Source organism: Sulfolobus tengchongensis (assembly GCF_036967215.1).
GTDB classification, from domain to species: Archaea; Thermoproteota; Thermoprotei_A; order Sulfolobales; family Sulfolobaceae; genus Saccharolobus; species Saccharolobus tengchongensis_A.
This window is the reverse complement of record NZ_CP146016.1, coordinates 1,606,903-1,624,736: the sequence shown is the minus strand read 5'-3', so window position 1 is coordinate 1,624,736 and position 17,834 is coordinate 1,606,903. Positions and strand designations below refer to the sequence as shown.

Here is a 17,834-nt window from a genome sequence, read left to right as displayed (position 1 = left end):
TTCTGTCGTAAATTTTAGATTGTTGATACCACCTGGAAAAAGAAAACCCCGTTAATATGGCACTCCTTTATAGTTATCATAACCATGTTAATTTAGGAAAAGGAGTAAACAAGTATATGAAACTAGTTGTCGGGACGAATTTCGATGATTCTCTTATAGAGGAACTGAAAAAGTTTCCCGAAGTTAAATATATTTTTGGTAGTTTTAGAAAGACATTAACGGGACATGGTAGAGCAGGGTTCATAGTTCCAGAGGTAACAGAAGAAGATTTTAAGTCTCACATTGAATTAGCCCACTCACACAACATTAAGTTCCTATATACAATGAACACTGCAACACTATTAGGAAGAGAGTACGATTCTAAATTTGTTAACATCCTAATAAGAGAAGTGGATAAGTTAATCAATTTAGGAATAGATGGCCTAATAATAAGCCTACCCTTCATCATAAGGTTAGTGAGAAGTGAGTATCCAAATCTAGAAATCTCCGTCTCATCATATTCCAGAGTTCACATAATAAGAGAGGTGGAAGAATACATTGGATTAGGTGCTAATACTATTATCATGCATGAAGACGTTAATAGAAATTTTAAACTTCTCAATGAATTAGCCAAAATTTCAAAGAGAAAAAACGTTGATGTGGAATTGATATTAAACAACTCTTGTCTTTATGGCTGTCCATTTAGGCTTACGCATGATGAAATATCTTCTATTTCCTCAATGGCAAACGGCCTAGATGATATATGGTTCGAATATCCAATTCTATTATGTGCTACTGATGTTCTTAACGATCCTGCTAACATAGTACGTATGAGGTGGATAAGACCAGAAGATTTGAAATATTATGAGAGTATTGGAATAGAAAGATTCAAAATTGCTGGAAGAAACAAAAGGACTGATTGGATAGTAAAAGCCGTAAAAGCCTATACTAGTAGAAGATACGATGGAAATCTTTTAGATATCGTTAGTTATCCTCAAGGGAGAGCTGCAGCAAAAGCTATAGAGAAAATCAACGGACCTGAAACCTATTCGGTTTTAAGGGATATCTCTGTAGATAATTCAAAATTCCCGGAGAAATGGCTGGAGTTCTTCATCCACAATGACTGTGACACTAGAAGTTGTGAAGACTGTAGGTATTGTGATATAGTCGCAGAGAAAGTTATAAGGATTAACAATACGCAGTTCAAAAGGGATAAGTGGAATGTTAAACAACAATACCCTATCCACTTAATACCTAAATTTAGGACAAACTCAGCTTAAGTTAATAAACTATCTGATTATCTCATAGTGTCGTCATATAGGTAGAAAATAGACTATGAAAATTTTTCATATAATTTACCAATTAAGAAATATAAGCTTATGCGTAGAATAGACGATCTCCTTAAAATTTTACCTATTTGACTATACTATGTATTGTATTAACAGTTTTATTCCCTTGAACTAGTGCATAGATAAATTAAGAGAGATTCGAAAAAAGAGAAAAACTAAAATCAATATTATAAGACTTATATTCTCGTCATTTCTAATCTGATAATACCTTATAGTCTCGTAATAAGTGAATTTTGCTAATGATGACGTTTCAAAACCCTCTTTAAGATTTTTGTATTATAAAAAAATAAAAAGAAGGAAAATTTTATTTCATTCTTTTTATTAATATTCTTGTTGCTCCTCCTTGCTGTTGTATGTCAACTATTTGATTTCCAGTCCTCCTAGCCCAAGCCTCAATATCTGGTTTTGCAGCTGGATCAGTAGCCAAAACCTCAAGAACCTCACCAACATTAATCTGCTTTATAGCCTTAGCAGTCTCCAAAACTGGACCAGGACAATACATACCCCTAACATCTAACGTCTTAGCAATCCTAACCTCTTGAGACATAATACTAAATCTTTCCTATGGTTTTTAAAACTTTTTATCAATGCAAATTAAAAAGTGATGTAAACAATCTTTCAATATTCTAAATTGAGATATCTTCATCATATGTAAGATTCCTTAAAAAAGAAGAAACTTAAACCTGACTTCTCCCTGTCCAAAGAGGGCGAAGCTTTCTGCCCGTATTTCTGTAAGGCTGTACATGTTACTCACTAATTAGAATATTAATAGTATATTTTTTAATAACATCCATGTATTTAATCCAAATTATAATTATTTCACCTAAGAAATAGTGAATAAAAATTTTTAATCTTACACGTGTATGGTAAAATTTATATGTTATTTTCCTTTAAATATAGGCTTTCTCTTTTCAAAGAATGCCCTAGCTCCTTCTTTAGCATCTTCTGAAGCTAATGCTTGATTTTGCATTTCTCTTTCTAAAGCGAATGCGTTATATAATGGTAAATCCATACCTTCATTAACAGCTAGCTTTGCGAAACCTACAGCTAATGATGGACCTTTAGCAACTTGTCTGGCGAATTCAAAGGATTCTTGGAATAGCTTTTCCGGCTCAACTAATCTATCCAAAATACCTAATTCGTAAGCTTCTTTTGGTGAAAGTGTTTTTCCGGTAACCATTAGATAAATAGCTTTAGATCTCCCTACTAATCTAGCTAAGAACTGAGTTCCTCCCTCTCCCGGTATTAAGGCTAAATTAGCTACTTCTGGCATTCCAAACTTTATGTTTTCATCGTTAGCTCCGAATCTCAGATCACAAGCCAGTGCCAATTCTAGCCCACCACCCATACAGTGCCCATTTATACTCGCTATAATCAGTTTTTTCGTTGACATCATTCTGAGCATAACTTCCTTACTGAATTGACTTGATAGTCCAATATATTCCGGAGATTTATCTTTTATTTCATTAATATCAAAACCAGCTGAAAAGAATCTAGGTATAGCGCTAGTTATTATTATAGCTTTTACATCATTATCAAATCGTGATTCTACAATTATATTGTCTAACTCCCTTAACATTTCAAGATTATGAGCATTAGCTGGAGGTTTGTTTAGTTTTATAATTCCTACTCCGTCTTCTACTTCTATCTTAAAATATTTAGGGCTTAACTCCCTTAAACCCATATATTTTTCACCTATCAAAATATTCTCCTATTTCTATTTACATCGGGGAGTTCTAAACCTAATGGTTCGATTAATTCCTTTACATCTTTAATGTAAAGTTCCCTCATTTCATCATTTTTCATTCTCTTTATTCCATATTTATATGCTAAATCTATAGTATATGATTTGGAATGCCCAAACATATCTAACCCTCTGGGTAACCATTTATTTATAAGAGCTTGAGCTAAATCTTTCTTACCTTCCTCTACTAACTTCTTAATTCCTGAATATCCAAAATTTATATGAAATTCTTCCTCCATAAGCATTGTAGGGATTATTCTAGATAACGGACCAAAACTCGAATCCTCAAAGGCCAATAATTGGTACAACCCAACTCTATCTATTAGAAAGGTAAAACCTAACGTATCCTCCCACATATTGAATGGAATATTAAAGGCATCAAGCTTATGTTTACCCATTCTAGTCCATAAAAGATTTTCAGCTATTTTTTTGCCTTCTTCTCCAAATTCTTTTAGTATTTGAATGACTTGCCATCCATGTCTCATCTCATCCACCATAATTCTCGATATAGTAACCCTATCAGATAATTTGGGAGCGTGAAATAGCCAAGGCATATGCTGTTCTATTGATGCAAACTCAGTATCTCCTTGAACTGTAAGTAACTTCAATATAATATCAATTGCTTCTGGAGGTAGATCATAAATTGATTCAAATTTCCTCAATCCCTTATACTCTCCCCATCCAATAACCCTTTTAGGCTTTTTGTATTCTGGAAGTACCATCACCTTATAGTTTATACTTTTAAGTATATAACGTTTTCTGTACGTAGGTAGATAAAAGCGAAAAAGATAAAAGTTTCTAAAAATTAGTTATAAATGATGAGAACATGCGAAAAATTAGTAGTGTAAAGGAAGTTCCACAGGATTTAAGAAAAGCTATTATAGACATAATTGAATTAAGAGCAGATTTCGAATTAGGTATGGTTGAGCAATATTCCCCTTGGTTAGTAAATGCACCTACTGTGGACGGAAGATTATTTATAGCCAAATTAGTTTCCGATGAGCTAAATCATAGTTGGCAACTACTGAGAATTTTAGAAGAATTTAACGCCAAAGATAGTATAGAAAGAATCCAGAATGCAAGATTAGGAATTCATAAATTAGAAGTTTCTAATTTACCTTTATTTAATTGGGAAGATGTGATCTCCTTTACGTTCCTAGTAGATAGAGCTGGGTTACATCAATTAAGGGTGCTTAAGAACAGCTCATTTGAACCACTTTCCAATTTAGCATCTACCATGATTAAAGAGGAAGAAGCACATCTATTTTTCTCTCAAAATGAACTAAAAAACTATCAAAATAAAAGTAAGATGCAAGCTGCAATTAACTTTTGGTTCCCTAGAGCTGTTGAAATGCTATATGGATTTAGATCCATAAATGAAATCTACCTTAATGATCTCAATATTTCCGAATTGGTTAAAGACGATCTAATTAATGATTACATAAAAATGACTAATGAGGAACTGAAGAGATTAGGATATAATGAGGTAAATCCCACAAAGAGTATTCATTATAATGTTGTAACAAAGTAAGTTGCGACATATTTACGTACTACTTTAACAGCGTAAACTATATAAATTGGTTTAAAAAATAAAATAATAATGTCTAGCAAGTATGGAAGTATTTTAAATATAACAGATGCATTATTTTCAAAATGGGATAATAGTGATGCAGATAAGAGAGTAGCCATTTTTTATAGGGATGAAATATGGACATATCGCAAGTTAATAGATGAAATAAATAAGGTAGGGAATGGATTAAGGGAACTGGGAGTAGAGAAAGAGAATAGAATCCTAATGATATCATATGATACTCCTTACTTTATATCCGTATTTTATGGTGCTATGAAAATAGGTGCAATTCCAGTACCAGTTAATACATATCTTAAACCGCAAGATTACATCTTCTTTTTAGAAGATACTGCAGCTAAGGTATTGGTAGTAGAGCCAGATATATGGAATAAATTATCCCCATACCTCAAGGATAGAGCTAAAAGACTTAAGCATATTATAATATTACCTGGTATAGAAAAGGTTAGCTTGCAGACTGAGGCTTTTGAACATAAGGCTCAATTGGCCTTTTACTCTGGTCTCGTCTCAGTCCAATCAACACACTTAGAACCAGAACCTACATCTCCTAACGATATGGCATTCTGGCTTTACACATCTGGAACTACGGGACATCCTAAAGCTGCAGTCCATCTACATAAAGATATTCTAGTTGTACTTAATACCTATGTAAAGAACGTACTTAAAATAACAGAAAGCGATAGATTATTCACTGCTTCTAAGTTATTCTTTGCTTATGGATTAGGAAATGGCTCTTATTTTGCATTTGGAAATGGAGCATCAACCATTCTAATGCCAGATAGAGTGGAACCTAAAAGAGTCCTAGAGACTATACATAGATATAAGCCAACAATCTTCTTTGGAGTTCCTACATTGTACAATGCAATGTTACAAGTTGAGGATTGGAAAAATTACGACTTGAGTAGTTTAAGGTTCTGTGTCTCCGCAGGAGAACCTTTACCTCCAGCAATATTTAATAGATGGAAGGAGAGATATGGAATTGAAATAGTAGATGGTATTGGCTCAACAGAGGCTTTACACATATACATTTCTAATATTCCAGGAAATTGTAAACCAGGATGTACTGGAAAGGTAGTTCCAGGGTATGAAGTTAAAATTGTAGATGAAGAGGGTAAGGAAGTACCTCCTAAAACAGTAGGAGATCTTTACGTTAAAGGAGATAGTATTGCGATGTTTTATTGGAACGACTATGAAAGCACTAGAAAGAATATGGTGGGCATTTGGTTCAGAACTGGTGATAAATTCTATAGAGATGAGGAAGGTTATTATTACTATGTTGGAAGATCTGATGACATGATCAAAACCTCAGGATTATGGGTTTCACCAATAGAAGTAGAAGCTGCACTTTTAGCGCATCCAGCAGTTTCAGAAGCTGCTGTCGTTGGTATACCGGATGAGGTAGGATTGATAAAAGTAGTTGCGTTTGTTACACTTAAACAAGGATACTTACCAAGTCAAGAACTATCTAATGAATTAAGGAACTTTCTAAAAGACAAATTAGATCACTATAAAGTTCCTAGGGAGATAAGATTTGTAAATGAGATTCCAAAGACTGCTACTGGAAAAATACAGAGATATAAATTCAGATTAGGAGAAATTAAATAATTAACTTAACATAATGTAGTGATGTAACTATGAATTATCTCTATATATACTTTTTAAGTATAATTAAAAAGTCAGTTTACCTTGAGTATCCATAAAGATATCCATTATATATTAATTAAATAAAAAATTTTATTTATGTGGTGAGAGTATGAACTTAATAGCTGTAACACTCGTTACATTTAGGAAAATTTTTTAGTATCAATTCAGAGGTTACTATTAATGAAGATACAATCGTTATTCTTTACGCTTTACGGGGATTATATTAAGGACGCCGGTGGAACTATTAGCTCTAAAAGTATAATTGTTATTCTCAAGGAATTTGGATTTTCAGAAGGTGCTATTAGAGCGGGTTTACATAGAATGAAGAAAGCAGGTTTAATAGATTCTATAAAAAGAGAGGATAAGAAGATTAGCTATAAATTATCTGAAAAAGGCATGTTAAGATTATTGGAAGGGACCAGAAGAGTTTATGAGAAAATTAGAAGAAAATGGGATGGTAAATGGAGACTAGTAGTCTACAACATTCCTGAAAGCAATAGAGAGTTGAGAGATAGACTAAGGAGAGAGCTTAAATGGTTAGGATTTGGAATGTTAGCTCAATCAACCTGGATATCTCCAAATCCCATTGAAGATACTTTAAAGAAGTTCATTAAAGATCTTTATAATTCGACTAATAACATAGAAGTGGATATCTTCTTAGCTGATTATCTAGGAGAACCTAAACGTCTAGTACAGAAGTGTTGGAATCTAATCGAAGTAGAACAAGCGTACAAAGCTTTTTTAGAAAAATGGGAGAAAGTAACTGAAAAAGTAAATTACCTAAAAAATAATGAAGCCTTTGTAACAAGAATAGAATTAGTTCATGAATATAGAAAGTTCTTAAACATAGATCCTGACTTACCTGAGGATTTATTACCTCAAAATTGGATTGGGTACACTGCATATGAGCTTTTCATGAAATTAAGAGAAGAACTGACACCTAAGGCTAACGAATTCTTTTATAGTGTGTATGAACCATGAAATGTTTTTAATCAGCTTAAGATAATCCGTATTTAGAATGTGTAGAATGTTAGCATATTACGGAAAAAATAAAGATTACTTAAGAAAGATGGCGAACTGTTTGGTTAAAGCATCATTGAATGATCCTTTAATTAATGAGAGTCATTCAGATGGATGGGGAATTGTTGCATATAATAACAATAAAATTATTTATTATAGAAGTTCTAACCCTATTTTCCAAGACATTAATACGTTGAATGATGTCATTAACTCTTTAGATGGTGAATTGAAGGTAATTATCCACGCTAGGAAAGCAAGTGAAAAAGTTCTAGTTTCCTCTTTCTATTCACATCCCTATTTAGAAACTACTAGCACGCACTTATTCTTTTTAGCGCACAATGGGAGTGTTGATAAGTATAGATTAGGCGAGACTTTAGGATTGGACCCTTCTCTCATGGTAGATTCAGAACTAATTGCAAGATACATTGCTATTCATGGCTTAAAAGAAGTAGACAGGTTAAGAGAGTTTACAAAATCAGCCTTAAATCTCCTTATTCTAGAGATAGATCGAAAAAGTAAAAGTTCACAAATATATTTTCATAATTACTATAGAAAAGATATAATTGTTGAGAACGAAGAATACTATAAATTATATCATAATAAAGGGGCGGTTTATTCTTCATCTTTAGCTTATACTGGTTGTGAAAAAGGCGAAGAAGTTGAGTTTGGGAAATTAATGAAGCTATCATGAGGTTAACATTAGAAAAATAAGGAAATAGGATAGCTAACTAGTGGTTTATAAGAACATTTCTAATATTTGAATTTGTATTCTATTTTCCTTATACTGTGATAGAGGGTGATATCATTTTTATAAACCAAGCAACCTATTTAAAACTAATAGTAATTCCAGTGATTGATTCATACAAGTATTTTGAGGAGAGCAAAATTTGAGAAGGATTGAACTTAAACCTAAACCTCCATCATTAAAGGAATTCTTAAGAGTAAAACCTACAAACTTCCCTGATTCCTTATTTCTATATTCCGAATACTTGAAAGCTTATCTCGATTTTCAACTGTTTGGAAAGCTTCCCACAATAAAAGAGACTTATTCTAAATTAATTAAGGTTAAGTATAATGATATTTATTGGTTCGTTAGGAAGGAGAATCTAATTCATGATATCTGGATTATTCTCTTATATAATGAACCCGAGGTTAGTAAATGGATTACCTTTAAAAAGAATATGATTTTCGTAGATGTAGGAGCTTATATAGGCTCATATACGATTAGAGCAGGAAAGAAAGGAGCTAATGTAATAGCATTTGAACCAAATCCAATTTCTTTCAAAATATTAAAAAATAACGTTAAGGAAAACGGATTAGAGGAAAAGGTTAAAATTTACAATAAGGCTGTGTGGGAAACTTATGGCAAGCTTGACTTCTATCTAAATAATGATATGTCATCAATAAGCGAAGTAAGAGGAAAAAAGAAGGTAAGTGTAGAGGCAATACCTCTAGATTCACTTAATCTCAATAAGATTGACTTACTGAAAATAGACGTTGAGGGTGTAGAACTGGAAGTTATCAAGGGAGCAACCAATACATTGGAAATAACTGAAACTATATTAATTGAAATAAGGGAGGAATTATTCAGTAAAATAAATAAGATTTTGTTAAATAAGGGATTTAGACTTGTAAGAAGTGATATGACTTATGAAAAAATTGGGAACTACCTCTATGAGAAAAATAGATGATCATAGTAACAGAAATTAGATATCGTAAACATATTAATAATAGAGTGTCTAAGAATCCTTGAGATTTCTCACTATTTAGGGTTATTTTAAGGTAATCCAAATAATTTAGGGCAAATAAAATTCTTTAAAGATACGATTATAATCTACATAAAAGTTTAATAAGGTAATAGGTAAATTATTATCAAAATGATAACTAAGGATGATATTATTAACGCAATTATGAAGTTTACTGGTGGAGATACAAGTAGAAAATTTACTAAAAATAGCATCTTAAATATTTTGGGAAAGAAGTCCTCTAATAAGACTATAGATAAGATTTTTAAGGAACTTGTAAATGAAGGTGTCATAAGTCTTGCCACAACAAAGGGGAAGGCCAAGTATTACGTATTATCGAAGAATCTGAAGGAAAAAGAAATAGCAAAGGAAGTTAGGGGAAAGACTACTGAAAATGTTAATTCTGACATCCAAAACGTAATAAGAGAAATCGTCGATGAGGCAATTAGGAAATATTTTGAGGAATATTTTGGGAAGCCTAAAACGTTTCAGGATCTAGATAATGTATATGAAACTGTTAAGGATGATATTGGTTATGCCTCCATTAATGATATAAGAGAGCAATTAGGAATGTCGCTTGAACAATTTATGTCAAAATTTAGAGATTATATCCTAAAACACTATGAGTTAATTGCTGGAGGGAAGGAAGGCTTTGTGATTCACGGGACAAGATATGGGATAATTAGGAAAAAGGTGTAAGTTAATGTGTGAGTTTGAGGAATACACTGTATCTAAATATGGGGATGAAAATGTAAGAGTTGCAGGTAAAGTATGGACTGAAACAATAAAAATTATAGAGAATGCCATAATGTCGAGAAAAAATGCAGTAATTACTATATTAGGACAACCAGGTATGGGAAAAACACTCATCTTAAATGCCGTGAAGAAAGAATTGAATGAAAAAGCGTTTATTCTATACTTAGATCTAGTGAGTAGCCCCAGTTTATCAAAGGCAAGTTGGTATACTATAAGAAATACAACAGTTTTTGAAAAGATAAGAAATAATGCGTTTAAGATCTTATATGAACACAAGAAAGAGATAGGTTACGGACTTTTAGAGAAAATGAGCAAAGAGTTTACTAATTGGATGAGACACCTATGTGAGAAAAGAAAGTGGAGTGGCAACTACGTATATGCAGAAAGATTATATTGTATGGCATATGAAGAGAATGTAGAGGGATTTATAGAGTTTCTTAACGATCTTATTAACTTAGGTCCTGTTGGATTATTAATAGACGAACTTAAGAATAATGAAGGACAACTACTAGAGCTACATAAGATAATTAATGAGACTAAAATACCAATAGTTATCACTTTAGTACCAGATGTAATCAGTCAAATAAAGGATAGTGCACTAAGGCGAAGGCTTGATGAATTCAAAATAGAACTTAAACTAAGAGACGAGGATAAACTCGATATTTTAAAAACATACTGTGAGGAATTTGCTGAGGATCTTATAAATATCAAAGAGATTAAAAGCTCAGATACTGTGAATAAGCTGTTAGACTCTGCAAGAGAAGCTTACAATAAAGCTCTCTCAAGTTGTAAAGATGAGTATAAGAAAATGGAATGCATAAAGAATGAACTAAAAAGAGAATTTGAGATAGAAAATATTGAAGATGCCTCAAAGATGCTAGAAGCTGAAATTAGGCAAGGTTTACTTGAACTACAAAAGGAATATAATATAGATTATATTCATGATAGAGGGAAGAGAATAGAACAAGTAGGAATAACTATTGACATATTTTTCAGAAGAGGTAATATCGAGTATCTAGGTGATATAAAGTTGACTAATGAGAACACAGTTGAAAATATAAGAAATGTAAAGAAGTTAATCGGATTTAATAGAGATGGAGCATACGAAGTAAGAAAGTTCATAGTTACAAATTCTACTAATGTTGACTTAAATGAGTTTAAAATCATTACAGTTGATAATAGAACCATTAAAGACATCTTGAATAGTAACAGAGAGAAAAGAAATGAATTGGTTAGAAGAATCTTGAAAGAGCTTGAAGTTACACCAACATAACTTAAGCTTATCTATAGTGTCACCATGAAGGTATGAATTATTTTTATAGAAATTTTAAGGATGATAACTAAACTAGACTTATCTTAGGTCTCTGAAGAAAGATAGCAATAGTGCAAAATTTTACCTAGATGCTTGTACTATGAGCTTATCTTTGATTTCGTTTATTTAATATTTTAAAAAAGGGATAGAATATAGTTAACTTTTTAACTATTACGATATAACTACCTTCATGGACCTATCAAAGCTACTGGAGCCAATTAAGGTTGGTGAGGTCATCTTAAGGAACAGAATAGCAATGTCACCAATGATAAGTAATTTAGGAACTCCAGAGGGGTACCCGAGCGATGCCCATATAGCATATCTAGCTGAAAGAGCTAAAGGAGGAGTTGGATTAATAATAACTGAATATACCTACGTTAATCGCACAGATGCCAGAGGATCAGTTAATGAACTAGGTATGTATTCTGATGAATTGACACCAAAATTTATGAGATTAACTGAGATGATACACGCATTAGGAAGTAAGATTTTCGTACAATTGGTTCACGTTGGTAGGAAAACTAGAAGGGATATCATCTGGGGAAATACACCTATCGCTCCCTCACCTATTCCAATAATGGATGAAGTAAGAGAAATGACAAAAGACGATATAGAGAGAGTGAAGAACGATTTTGTAAATGCGTCAATAAGAGCTAAGAGAGCAGGCTTTGATGGAATAGAACTTCATGGAGCACATGGTTACTTATTGGCACAATTTTTCTCACCAGCTACTAATAAAAGGGCGGATGAGTATAAAGATGGAGTTAGGTTCGCTGAGGAGATTCTTAAAAGTATAAAGGAGAAGGCTAAGATTACCGTTGGTATAAGGATTAGCGTAACTGAGTTTGACAATGAAGGCTTAACCCCTGAAATGGTAGCTGAGATAAGTAAGAGATTGGAAAAAGCTGGGATAGACTACATTCACTTATCTGCCGGTAGAGATGGTCCTTTGGGTTCAAGCATGCCTTATTATTACAAAAGAGTATCTTTCCTAGAATACGCTAAAGTCGTAAGAGACGCTATTAAGGTTCCATTATTCCTTGTAGGGTCAATAATAACTCCAGAGGAAGCCTTAAAGGTTAGGGATGTAGCTGACGTTGTCGTATTAGGAAGGCAATTATTAGCAGATCCTCATTGGTTAAATAAGGCAATTAAGGGCTTACCAATAAGGCCATGCATTAGGTGTAACCAATCGTGCAGAGGTGTAGTGTATAAGGAAGTTAGATGCGATGTTAATCCAGAATTAGGTTGGGAGTTATTACCTCCTCTTGAAAAAGGAAAAGGTGAGGTCGCGGTAGTGGGAGGAGGTGTAATGGGCTTAGAGGCTGCTAGAGTCTTAGCATTAAGAGGTTTCACCGTAACTTTATATGAGCAGAACAACAAATTAGGTGGACAATTCTTATTACTTAAGGATCCTTGGAAAATTAATGAGTTTAATGAACTGATAAAGTATTATGAAAGGGAATTAAGAAGACTTAACGTCGAGATAAAACTTAACACTAAGATGGAATGCTCGGACTGTATATTAGCAGTACCAGATTATGAAATACCTAAAATGCCAGAAGTTAAAGGAGAGAGAATCCTGATAGACTCCAATATATACGCATATCACGACTATGCGTTCGAGTTAGCCAAATATAATGAGGTTTACATGACTGAAAGGTCTTTTAAGGGTTTGGATAGAACTAGAGAGTACTTGTTAAGAAACTCATTATCTCAAGCAGGAGTTAAATTCATAGAAGAAAGTAATGGTATGAAATTCGATCTTGAGATACACAATATTGTGGATGACCAACCAACTATAGGTAAGGCAATTCAAAGAGGCTATTGGATAGGTAGAACATACAAATTACAATTTTAGTTCATCTTAAAAACATGTCATCACTTTTTCTTTCAGCCCTGGCCACTTTAATCATCTGACTAAAAATCACTTTTTGCTAGTTTTTAACTCTAATGGGGGTAAAAGAGATGAAGTTAGTGAGAGTCAAAGTATTAATCTTAACCACTATTCTCGAGAGCGTCAAATTTGTATAAAATTGAATAAATAGCTTTTATAGATAATTTGCATAATATATCGAATAGATAATTATTAAAATTTTAGTTTTATAAGTAATGTAGAAGTGTAGAAAATTGCAGTTTTTTACATTTATTGTAAGTGAGTATATCCACAGTGCAGTCGTATAGATATGAAACAAATCGCCCTGAAATTTCATAATTCGATAACAAGTAAATATCACAATATAGGGTTATGAGTAGAAATCATAGTTATTTGAATTCATAACTTCATAATGACATTATGAAATGATGAATTCTGCTTTTATCATAATGTAGAGTGAAAACGTCAGGCTAAATACGTGAATCTTATTTCCTACTAGAAAAGTTTACATATATAGTTAACAGTAAAATTACTATGAAAGCATTCACCAAAGTCACAAGGAATTATCAAATTACTATCCCTGCAGAAATAAGAGAGAAGCTAGGAATAAAAAAGGCGATTACGTGATTTTTTAAGTAAGAGGAGAGGAGGTAGTTATGAAGGTTATGAGAAGACCATGGATTGTTAGAAGTTTGGGTAGAAAATTAAGTGTTGAGGAGATTGATGAAATAGTGAATAAGGCGTTTACTGATGATTATAATAGTTGATACAAATATTCTAGTCTACTCAATGTTTCAAGATACTGAATATCATGAGAAAAGTTTTAGTGTGTGGTATCTGAATTATCTCTTCATAAAGTATATATTTGTTTCACTAAATTTCCTCTAAACTAAACTCATTAGACTACACACTACGCTACGCGAACCGCGTGAACCTCACCCACCAAGAAATCAGCCATCTCCCTCATAACGTGATAAAGCCAAAACTTTAAAAAAGTAGCTTAAAGAACACCCCTAGCACGAATCCCATGACCAAAAATTCTCTTCACAGCAGATATCACAACCTCAACCCACCATCTCCTACCACAACCCCTCCTCCAATCACGTGACGACTCCTTATCTAGAATTGTATCACGCCTCCTCGGACTAGCCCTATCCACATTAGCCGACCTCTTAGGCGGAATCACAACCTCAGGAACTAGATCATAAATAGCATTAGAATCATAAGCCTTATCCCCATAAAACTTCGTAACCTCCCGCCCTCTTCACTTACCTCCTTAACTGCCGACTTAACCTCAGAGTTCTCAACCTCAGCCTTCAAAACCTTCATGGAATTAGCATCAACGTGAACTACTATTTTGAGGAACTTCCTCTTCTCACTCTTTTTCCACTTTGCCCTTATGTACCTACCTCCTTGTTCAACGCTTATTCCCGTGCCGTCGCTTATTAGTTCTACTTCATCCTTGACTTTGTTGTAGTCTAGTTGCATGTTTTTTAGTCTTAGGTGGATGGTCTTGTAGTCGAGGTAGACTGGTATTATTCTCACTTCGTGGAATGCTCTTAGAATCCCTCCAGAGGAAGGCTAGGAATTCGTTTAACATGAGTGGTGCTTTGTAGGGTCTTGATTTAGCCTTCTTATTGTCCTCCTCTAGAAGTTCGTACCAATGTTCGAACACGTAGTAAGGGAATATCATCTCGTATCTAGTTATGAGGTTCTCGTCGTACTTTGACCAATCTCTAGTTTATTTCCTTTCTCAGAGGACATGATTATCATTGGTATTATGACATCTTAACGTTAACTCTTCAGAAACTCCAGTAACTAATTTAATAGAGTGAATATTATGTGGAACAGCAATAGATTTACTATCCTTATCTCCTTTAATATAAGCATGGACTTATATGAAAGATCTTTAAGATACTTAATTATTTCTAAGACTGCTTTAGAAAAATCATTTTATGACGTTTCTTCCACTAATTGCGCAATTTCAGCAGAATTAATGATAAGATCAGTTTATAGTCTAATAAGGAAGGATCCTCCGTATTATTCTTTTCATAATATCAGAAAAATTCTTTCATCTTTGTCCTTTCATATTCCAAGTTTCGAAGGGGAGATAAGAAAAATAATAAGAGAAAATAGAAAAGAATTTATAATAGTAGAAAACTCTAGAAACTTAGGGCAATATTCTGATATAACGAAAGAAGATGCTGAAATATGTATAAATACTGTAGAAAATAAATTATTGCCTTTAATAAAAAGGATAAGAGAAAATATTTTAAGTTAATAGTTTCGCACAGCTAGGTATTGTTGTTATCCTTTTCCCTATGGCTTTTTCCTACTCTCCTAACAATAGCATTTAATCCTCCGATAGTTGCTCCTTATTCTATTCCCTTCGCTGGAATTGAAGCTTCTGAAAGACCTTTTTCTATGTAATTCCACTTTAAGTTAAAGGATTCTAATGACGAGGGAATTAGGTAGCCTGAAAATGAATTTGAGCTGAAAGTCTTGAAATATTTAAGTCTTTCTAATAAATTGTCTAAACAAGAGAAAGCTTAGCGCTTATCTGTAGAATATTCCCTTAGATACAATAAGCTTCTGCTCTCACTGAAATAAAAGCCGTAATGGTATTTAAAGAATAATTTCTTTGAGCGTTTTCGGAATGAATAACTTTATATATTATAGTCTGCTGAGACTAGTCCTATGAGACTAGTCCTGAAAAGAAAAGAATGTGAAGAACTAAAAAATGTTGATTATTGGTTATTGCTTTACGGTAGAAGAAAAACTGGTAAAACTACATTAATAAAAAATTGCATTAAATATGATTATTTTGTAACAATAGCAAACGAAACAGAAGGATTATTAGAAGGTGGTGAAAGGATAAAGATAGAAGAGCTATTAAAAGAAGTACGTTCTGAACTTAAAAGGGGGAATAAAGTAGTTATTGATGAATTTCAAAGATTACCGGAAAAATTTTACGTAGACATTTCCACTTTTGATAAGAGTGGAATTTTAATTTTGTCCGGCTCTAGTTATGGAATTCTTAATAAAGTCTTTGATAGAAACTCTCCACTTTTAGGGTTGATAACCCCAAAGGAAATTCCAATTATCAGCTATGAAGAAGTTTTATCCCAACTTGAAGATCCATTACTTTCTACTCTTTTTAGAGATCCCTGGATTATTCCATTTATAAACTCTTATGAAGAATTTGTGAACAGGATAAAGGAATTCTCTTTAATTTCAAAGGGATTAATAGGAGAAGTATTTAAAGAAGAAGAAAGAAGTTTGACAGAAACATATTATCAATTACTTTTGAGAGTAGCAGAAGGAATTTGGAGAACTTCAGAATTGGCTGGAATTTTACAAGTAAAAGGAGGAGAAGCCACTGTTTCTTCCTTAATGAATAAACTGAACAAAATGGGGTTGATAAAGAAGATTAGAACTTTAGGGAAAGAATATTATTATAGACATGTTTCCCCAGTAATTTCCTTATCTTTATATGCTGAATCAAAATATTTAATCACAGAAAGAGACGTCAAAATATACGAATTACCCATAGGGTTAGAGGTCCAATTTTCTGTAGGTGAAATGATAAGTAAATATTATGGAGGAGATTTCGTTTACTCTCCAAAAGAAGACATTGATATGATAGTTATGAAGGGAAAGAAAAGAATTATAGCATTTGAGGTTAAAATGGGAGAAATAACAACATCAGAAGCTAAGGAAGCAATAAAGAAAATGAGTAAAGTTGCAGAAAAAGTAGGGTTGATAAGCCTGAAAGATAAACCCCCAGAAATTGGTGATGTTTCAATAGGTCCTAAGGAACTGATAGAAATTTCCAAAGAGTTAAATAAGAAAAAAGAAGAGAAATAAATACTAGGAATTTTTATTATATGCTATGAAATCTTAGGAATTAAAGTTAAAGTTAAATCATTAGTTTATGGAAATTAATGCTTTATTGAAATGCTCTAGAGAAATAATTTATGCCTATATGACGACATTCCCAATAATCCATTTACCTACTTTCCTAGCAAAATCCGTTTTATTTATTAATATGAAATTAGCTAAATTTTATATATTTCAGAAATCGTCATAAAATGGGAAAAAACAGATATTAGCCAAGAAAAACAACAATAGCTTTTAAATTAAGACACTTCCTTCTCTCTTAATATTTACTTCTTTTGTTTCTCTAACATTTGTAACAATTCTTTTGGAGCATCTTTCTCACTCACAGCTCCTCTACCAGTCTTTCCTCCACCCTCGTCATAGGTGAAGCTTATCATCTTGCCAACTCTCCAAACCTTCTTTATCTTACTGATATCTACTTGTTTCTCTTCTCCCTTGTACTTGAACTTTACTGTTACCATATTTCTTCAAGATATCCTTATGTTACTCTCTTAAATATACTTTACGGTTTTTAGATAAGTATAACTTAAGGTATTATCATAAGATTAGAAAAAGTTGATTCCTTAACGTTAACCTTATAACTCCTTTTTAGAGATAAATAAAATAGATAACAAGTGTTTAATAGATAAGATATAGAAGAATACAATAGTATAAAAAGGTTTTAATTTAGGTTAGGAATACCAAATCCATCCATAATATGATTTCTTCTCCTTTTGTAATGCTTTCCATTCTTCCGGGAACTCATTCCTCAAATATTCTTCAGGTAACTTTGATATATCATAAACGGGAATGTTAAAGGTAACATTTTGTTTTTGTTCCTTCTTGTGACCAATTTTGAGACTTATCATATATTTCACCCTATGTATATATATAACTCCTATTTTATAAATTTATCTAACATAAGTTATAAGGGCTTAAACA

At 32.7% G+C, this 17,834-nt stretch carries 17 protein-coding genes and 1 pseudogene; 12 read left to right on the top strand and 6 right to left on the bottom strand.

Features of this window, described 5'->3' with window-relative positions:
* The first annotated feature begins 116 nt into the window (after positions 1 to 116).
* On the top strand, positions 117 to 1,259 hold the full coding sequence (locus tag V6M85_RS07775) for a peptidase U32 family protein (protein WP_338598536.1): 1,143 nt from the start codon (positions 117 to 119) through the stop codon (positions 1,257 to 1,259).
* 373 nt (positions 1,260 to 1,632) lie between these two features.
* On the opposite strand, the gene V6M85_RS07770 is transcribed toward V6M85_RS07775, so the two are convergent.
* The 3 genes from V6M85_RS07770 to V6M85_RS07760 form a co-directional block, all read right to left on the bottom strand.
* On the bottom strand, positions 1,633 to 1,875 hold the full coding sequence (locus V6M85_RS07770; protein ID WP_338598535.1) for a sulfurtransferase TusA family protein: 243 nt from the start codon (positions 1,873 to 1,875) through the stop codon (positions 1,633 to 1,635).
* 333 nt (positions 1,876 to 2,208) lie between these two features.
* Positions 2,209 to 3,012 carry an enoyl-CoA hydratase/isomerase family protein gene (locus V6M85_RS07765; RefSeq protein WP_338598533.1) on the bottom strand — a complete coding sequence of 268 codons (804 nt, stop codon included), beginning with the start codon at positions 3,010 to 3,012 and terminating at the stop codon, positions 2,209 to 2,211.
* Between the two features lie 14 nt (positions 3,013 to 3,026).
* The gene (locus V6M85_RS07760) at positions 3,027 to 3,797 is read right to left on the bottom strand and encodes a Phenylacetic acid catabolic protein (RefSeq protein WP_338598531.1); all 771 of its coding nucleotides are present in this window, start codon (positions 3,795 to 3,797) and stop codon (positions 3,027 to 3,029) included.
* A 101-nt stretch (positions 3,798 to 3,898) separates the two neighbouring features.
* Between V6M85_RS07760 and V6M85_RS07755 the strand changes: the two genes are divergently transcribed.
* The 9 genes from V6M85_RS07755 to V6M85_RS07715 all read left to right on the top strand — a co-directional run bounded on the left by V6M85_RS07755 (position 3,899) and on the right by V6M85_RS07715 (position 13,640).
* Positions 3,899 to 4,603: a Phenylacetic acid catabolic protein gene (locus tag V6M85_RS07755; RefSeq protein WP_338598529.1), complete on the top strand. Its 705-nt coding sequence runs from the start codon at positions 3,899 to 3,901 to the stop codon at positions 4,601 to 4,603.
* 69 nt (positions 4,604 to 4,672) lie between these two features.
* Positions 4,673 to 6,265 carry a benzoate-CoA ligase family protein gene (locus tag V6M85_RS07750; RefSeq protein ID WP_338598527.1) on the top strand — a complete coding sequence of 531 codons (1,593 nt, stop codon included), beginning with the start codon at positions 4,673 to 4,675 and terminating at the stop codon, positions 6,263 to 6,265.
* A 219-nt stretch (positions 6,266 to 6,484) separates the two neighbouring features.
* Entirely contained in the window at positions 6,485 to 7,285 is an 801-nt protein-coding gene (locus V6M85_RS07745) for a PaaX family transcriptional regulator C-terminal domain-containing protein (RefSeq protein ID WP_338598525.1), read from the top strand.
* 37 nt (positions 7,286 to 7,322) lie between these two features.
* Positions 7,323 to 8,015, top strand: a complete 693-nt coding sequence (locus V6M85_RS07740) for a class II glutamine amidotransferase (protein ID WP_338598524.1) — start codon at positions 7,323 to 7,325, stop codon at positions 8,013 to 8,015.
* A gap of 196 nt (positions 8,016 to 8,211) precedes the next feature.
* Positions 8,212 to 9,015: an FkbM family methyltransferase gene (locus tag V6M85_RS07735; protein WP_338598523.1), complete on the top strand. Its 804-nt coding sequence runs from the start codon at positions 8,212 to 8,214 to the stop codon at positions 9,013 to 9,015.
* A gap of 186 nt (positions 9,016 to 9,201) precedes the next feature.
* Entirely contained in the window at positions 9,202 to 9,768 is a 567-nt protein-coding gene (locus V6M85_RS07730) for a hypothetical protein (protein ID WP_338598521.1), read from the top strand.
* A gap of 4 nt (positions 9,769 to 9,772) precedes the next feature.
* Positions 9,773 to 11,098, top strand: a complete 1,326-nt coding sequence (locus V6M85_RS07725) for a hypothetical protein (protein ID WP_338598520.1) — start codon at positions 9,773 to 9,775, stop codon at positions 11,096 to 11,098.
* A 229-nt stretch (positions 11,099 to 11,327) separates the two neighbouring features.
* Positions 11,328 to 12,998: an FAD-dependent oxidoreductase gene (locus tag V6M85_RS07720; protein WP_338598518.1), complete on the top strand. Its 1,671-nt coding sequence runs from the start codon at positions 11,328 to 11,330 to the stop codon at positions 12,996 to 12,998.
* Positions 12,999 to 13,547: 549 nt separating this feature from the next.
* Positions 13,548 to 13,640 (top strand): AbrB/MazE/SpoVT family DNA-binding domain-containing protein, encoded by a 93-nt coding sequence (locus V6M85_RS07715; protein WP_338598516.1) that lies wholly within the window; start codon positions 13,548 to 13,550, stop codon positions 13,638 to 13,640.
* A 283-nt stretch (positions 13,641 to 13,923) separates the two neighbouring features.
* Here V6M85_RS07715 and V6M85_RS07710 read toward each other — a convergent pair.
* Positions 13,924 to 14,721: pseudogene (locus V6M85_RS07710) on the bottom strand (transposase).
* 132 nt (positions 14,722 to 14,853) lie between these two features.
* On the opposite strand from V6M85_RS07710, the gene V6M85_RS07705 reads away from it, so the two are divergent.
* Together V6M85_RS07705 and V6M85_RS07700 are read left to right on the top strand one after the other, a co-directional pair.
* Positions 14,854 to 15,294, top strand: a complete 441-nt coding sequence (locus V6M85_RS07705; protein ID WP_338598514.1) for a HEPN domain-containing protein — start codon at positions 14,854 to 14,856, stop codon at positions 15,292 to 15,294.
* Positions 15,295 to 15,710: 416 nt separating this feature from the next.
* Positions 15,711 to 16,880 carry an ATP-binding protein gene (locus V6M85_RS07700; RefSeq protein ID WP_338598512.1) on the top strand — a complete coding sequence of 390 codons (1,170 nt, stop codon included), beginning with the start codon at positions 15,711 to 15,713 and terminating at the stop codon, positions 16,878 to 16,880.
* Positions 16,881 to 17,179: 299 nt separating this feature from the next.
* Here V6M85_RS07700 and ssh7a read toward each other — a convergent pair whose 3' ends face one another.
* Positions 17,180 to 17,374, bottom strand: a complete 195-nt coding sequence (gene ssh7a / locus V6M85_RS07695) for a chromatin protein Ssh7a (protein WP_338598510.1) — start codon at positions 17,372 to 17,374, stop codon at positions 17,180 to 17,182.
* Positions 17,375 to 17,584: 210 nt separating this feature from the next.
* Positions 17,585 to 17,761, bottom strand: a complete 177-nt coding sequence (locus V6M85_RS07690) for a hypothetical protein (RefSeq protein ID WP_338598508.1) — start codon at positions 17,759 to 17,761, stop codon at positions 17,585 to 17,587.
* Positions 17,762 to 17,834 lie beyond the last annotated feature (73 nt).

Excerpts from the sequence above, each read along its gene's own strand:
- ssh7a (WP_338598510.1), bottom strand. The coding sequence starts at position 17,374 with ATGGTAACAGTAAAGTTCAAGTACAAGGGAGAAGAGAAACAAGTAGAT.
- V6M85_RS07750 (WP_338598527.1), top strand. The coding sequence starts at position 4,673 with ATGTCTAGCAAGTATGGAAGTATTTTAAATATAACAGATGCATTATTT.
- V6M85_RS07775 (WP_338598536.1), top strand. The coding sequence starts at position 117 with ATGAAACTAGTTGTCGGGACGAATTTCGATGATTCTCTTATAGAGGAA.
- V6M85_RS07765 (WP_338598533.1), bottom strand. The coding sequence starts at position 3,012 with ATGGGTTTAAGGGAGTTAAGCCCTAAATATTTTAAGATAGAAGTAGAA.
- V6M85_RS07720 (WP_338598518.1), top strand. The coding sequence starts at position 11,328 with ATGGACCTATCAAAGCTACTGGAGCCAATTAAGGTTGGTGAGGTCATC.
- V6M85_RS07700 (WP_338598512.1), top strand. The coding sequence starts at position 15,711 with ATGAGACTAGTCCTGAAAAGAAAAGAATGTGAAGAACTAAAAAATGTT.
- V6M85_RS07725 (WP_338598520.1), top strand. The coding sequence starts at position 9,773 with ATGTGTGAGTTTGAGGAATACACTGTATCTAAATATGGGGATGAAAAT.
- V6M85_RS07730 (WP_338598521.1), top strand. The coding sequence starts at position 9,202 with ATGATAACTAAGGATGATATTATTAACGCAATTATGAAGTTTACTGGT.
- V6M85_RS07740 (WP_338598524.1), top strand. The coding sequence starts at position 7,323 with ATGTGTAGAATGTTAGCATATTACGGAAAAAATAAAGATTACTTAAGA.
- V6M85_RS07715 (WP_338598516.1), top strand. The coding sequence starts at position 13,548 with ATGAAAGCATTCACCAAAGTCACAAGGAATTATCAAATTACTATCCCT.
- V6M85_RS07770 (WP_338598535.1), bottom strand. The coding sequence starts at position 1,875 with ATGTCTCAAGAGGTTAGGATTGCTAAGACGTTAGATGTTAGGGGTATG.
- V6M85_RS07755 (WP_338598529.1), top strand. The coding sequence starts at position 3,899 with ATGCGAAAAATTAGTAGTGTAAAGGAAGTTCCACAGGATTTAAGAAAA.
- V6M85_RS07745 (WP_338598525.1), top strand. The coding sequence starts at position 6,485 with ATGAAGATACAATCGTTATTCTTTACGCTTTACGGGGATTATATTAAG.
- V6M85_RS07690 (WP_338598508.1), bottom strand. The coding sequence starts at position 17,761 with ATGATAAGTCTCAAAATTGGTCACAAGAAGGAACAAAAACAAAATGTT.
- V6M85_RS07705 (WP_338598514.1), top strand. The coding sequence starts at position 14,854 with ATGTGGAACAGCAATAGATTTACTATCCTTATCTCCTTTAATATAAGC.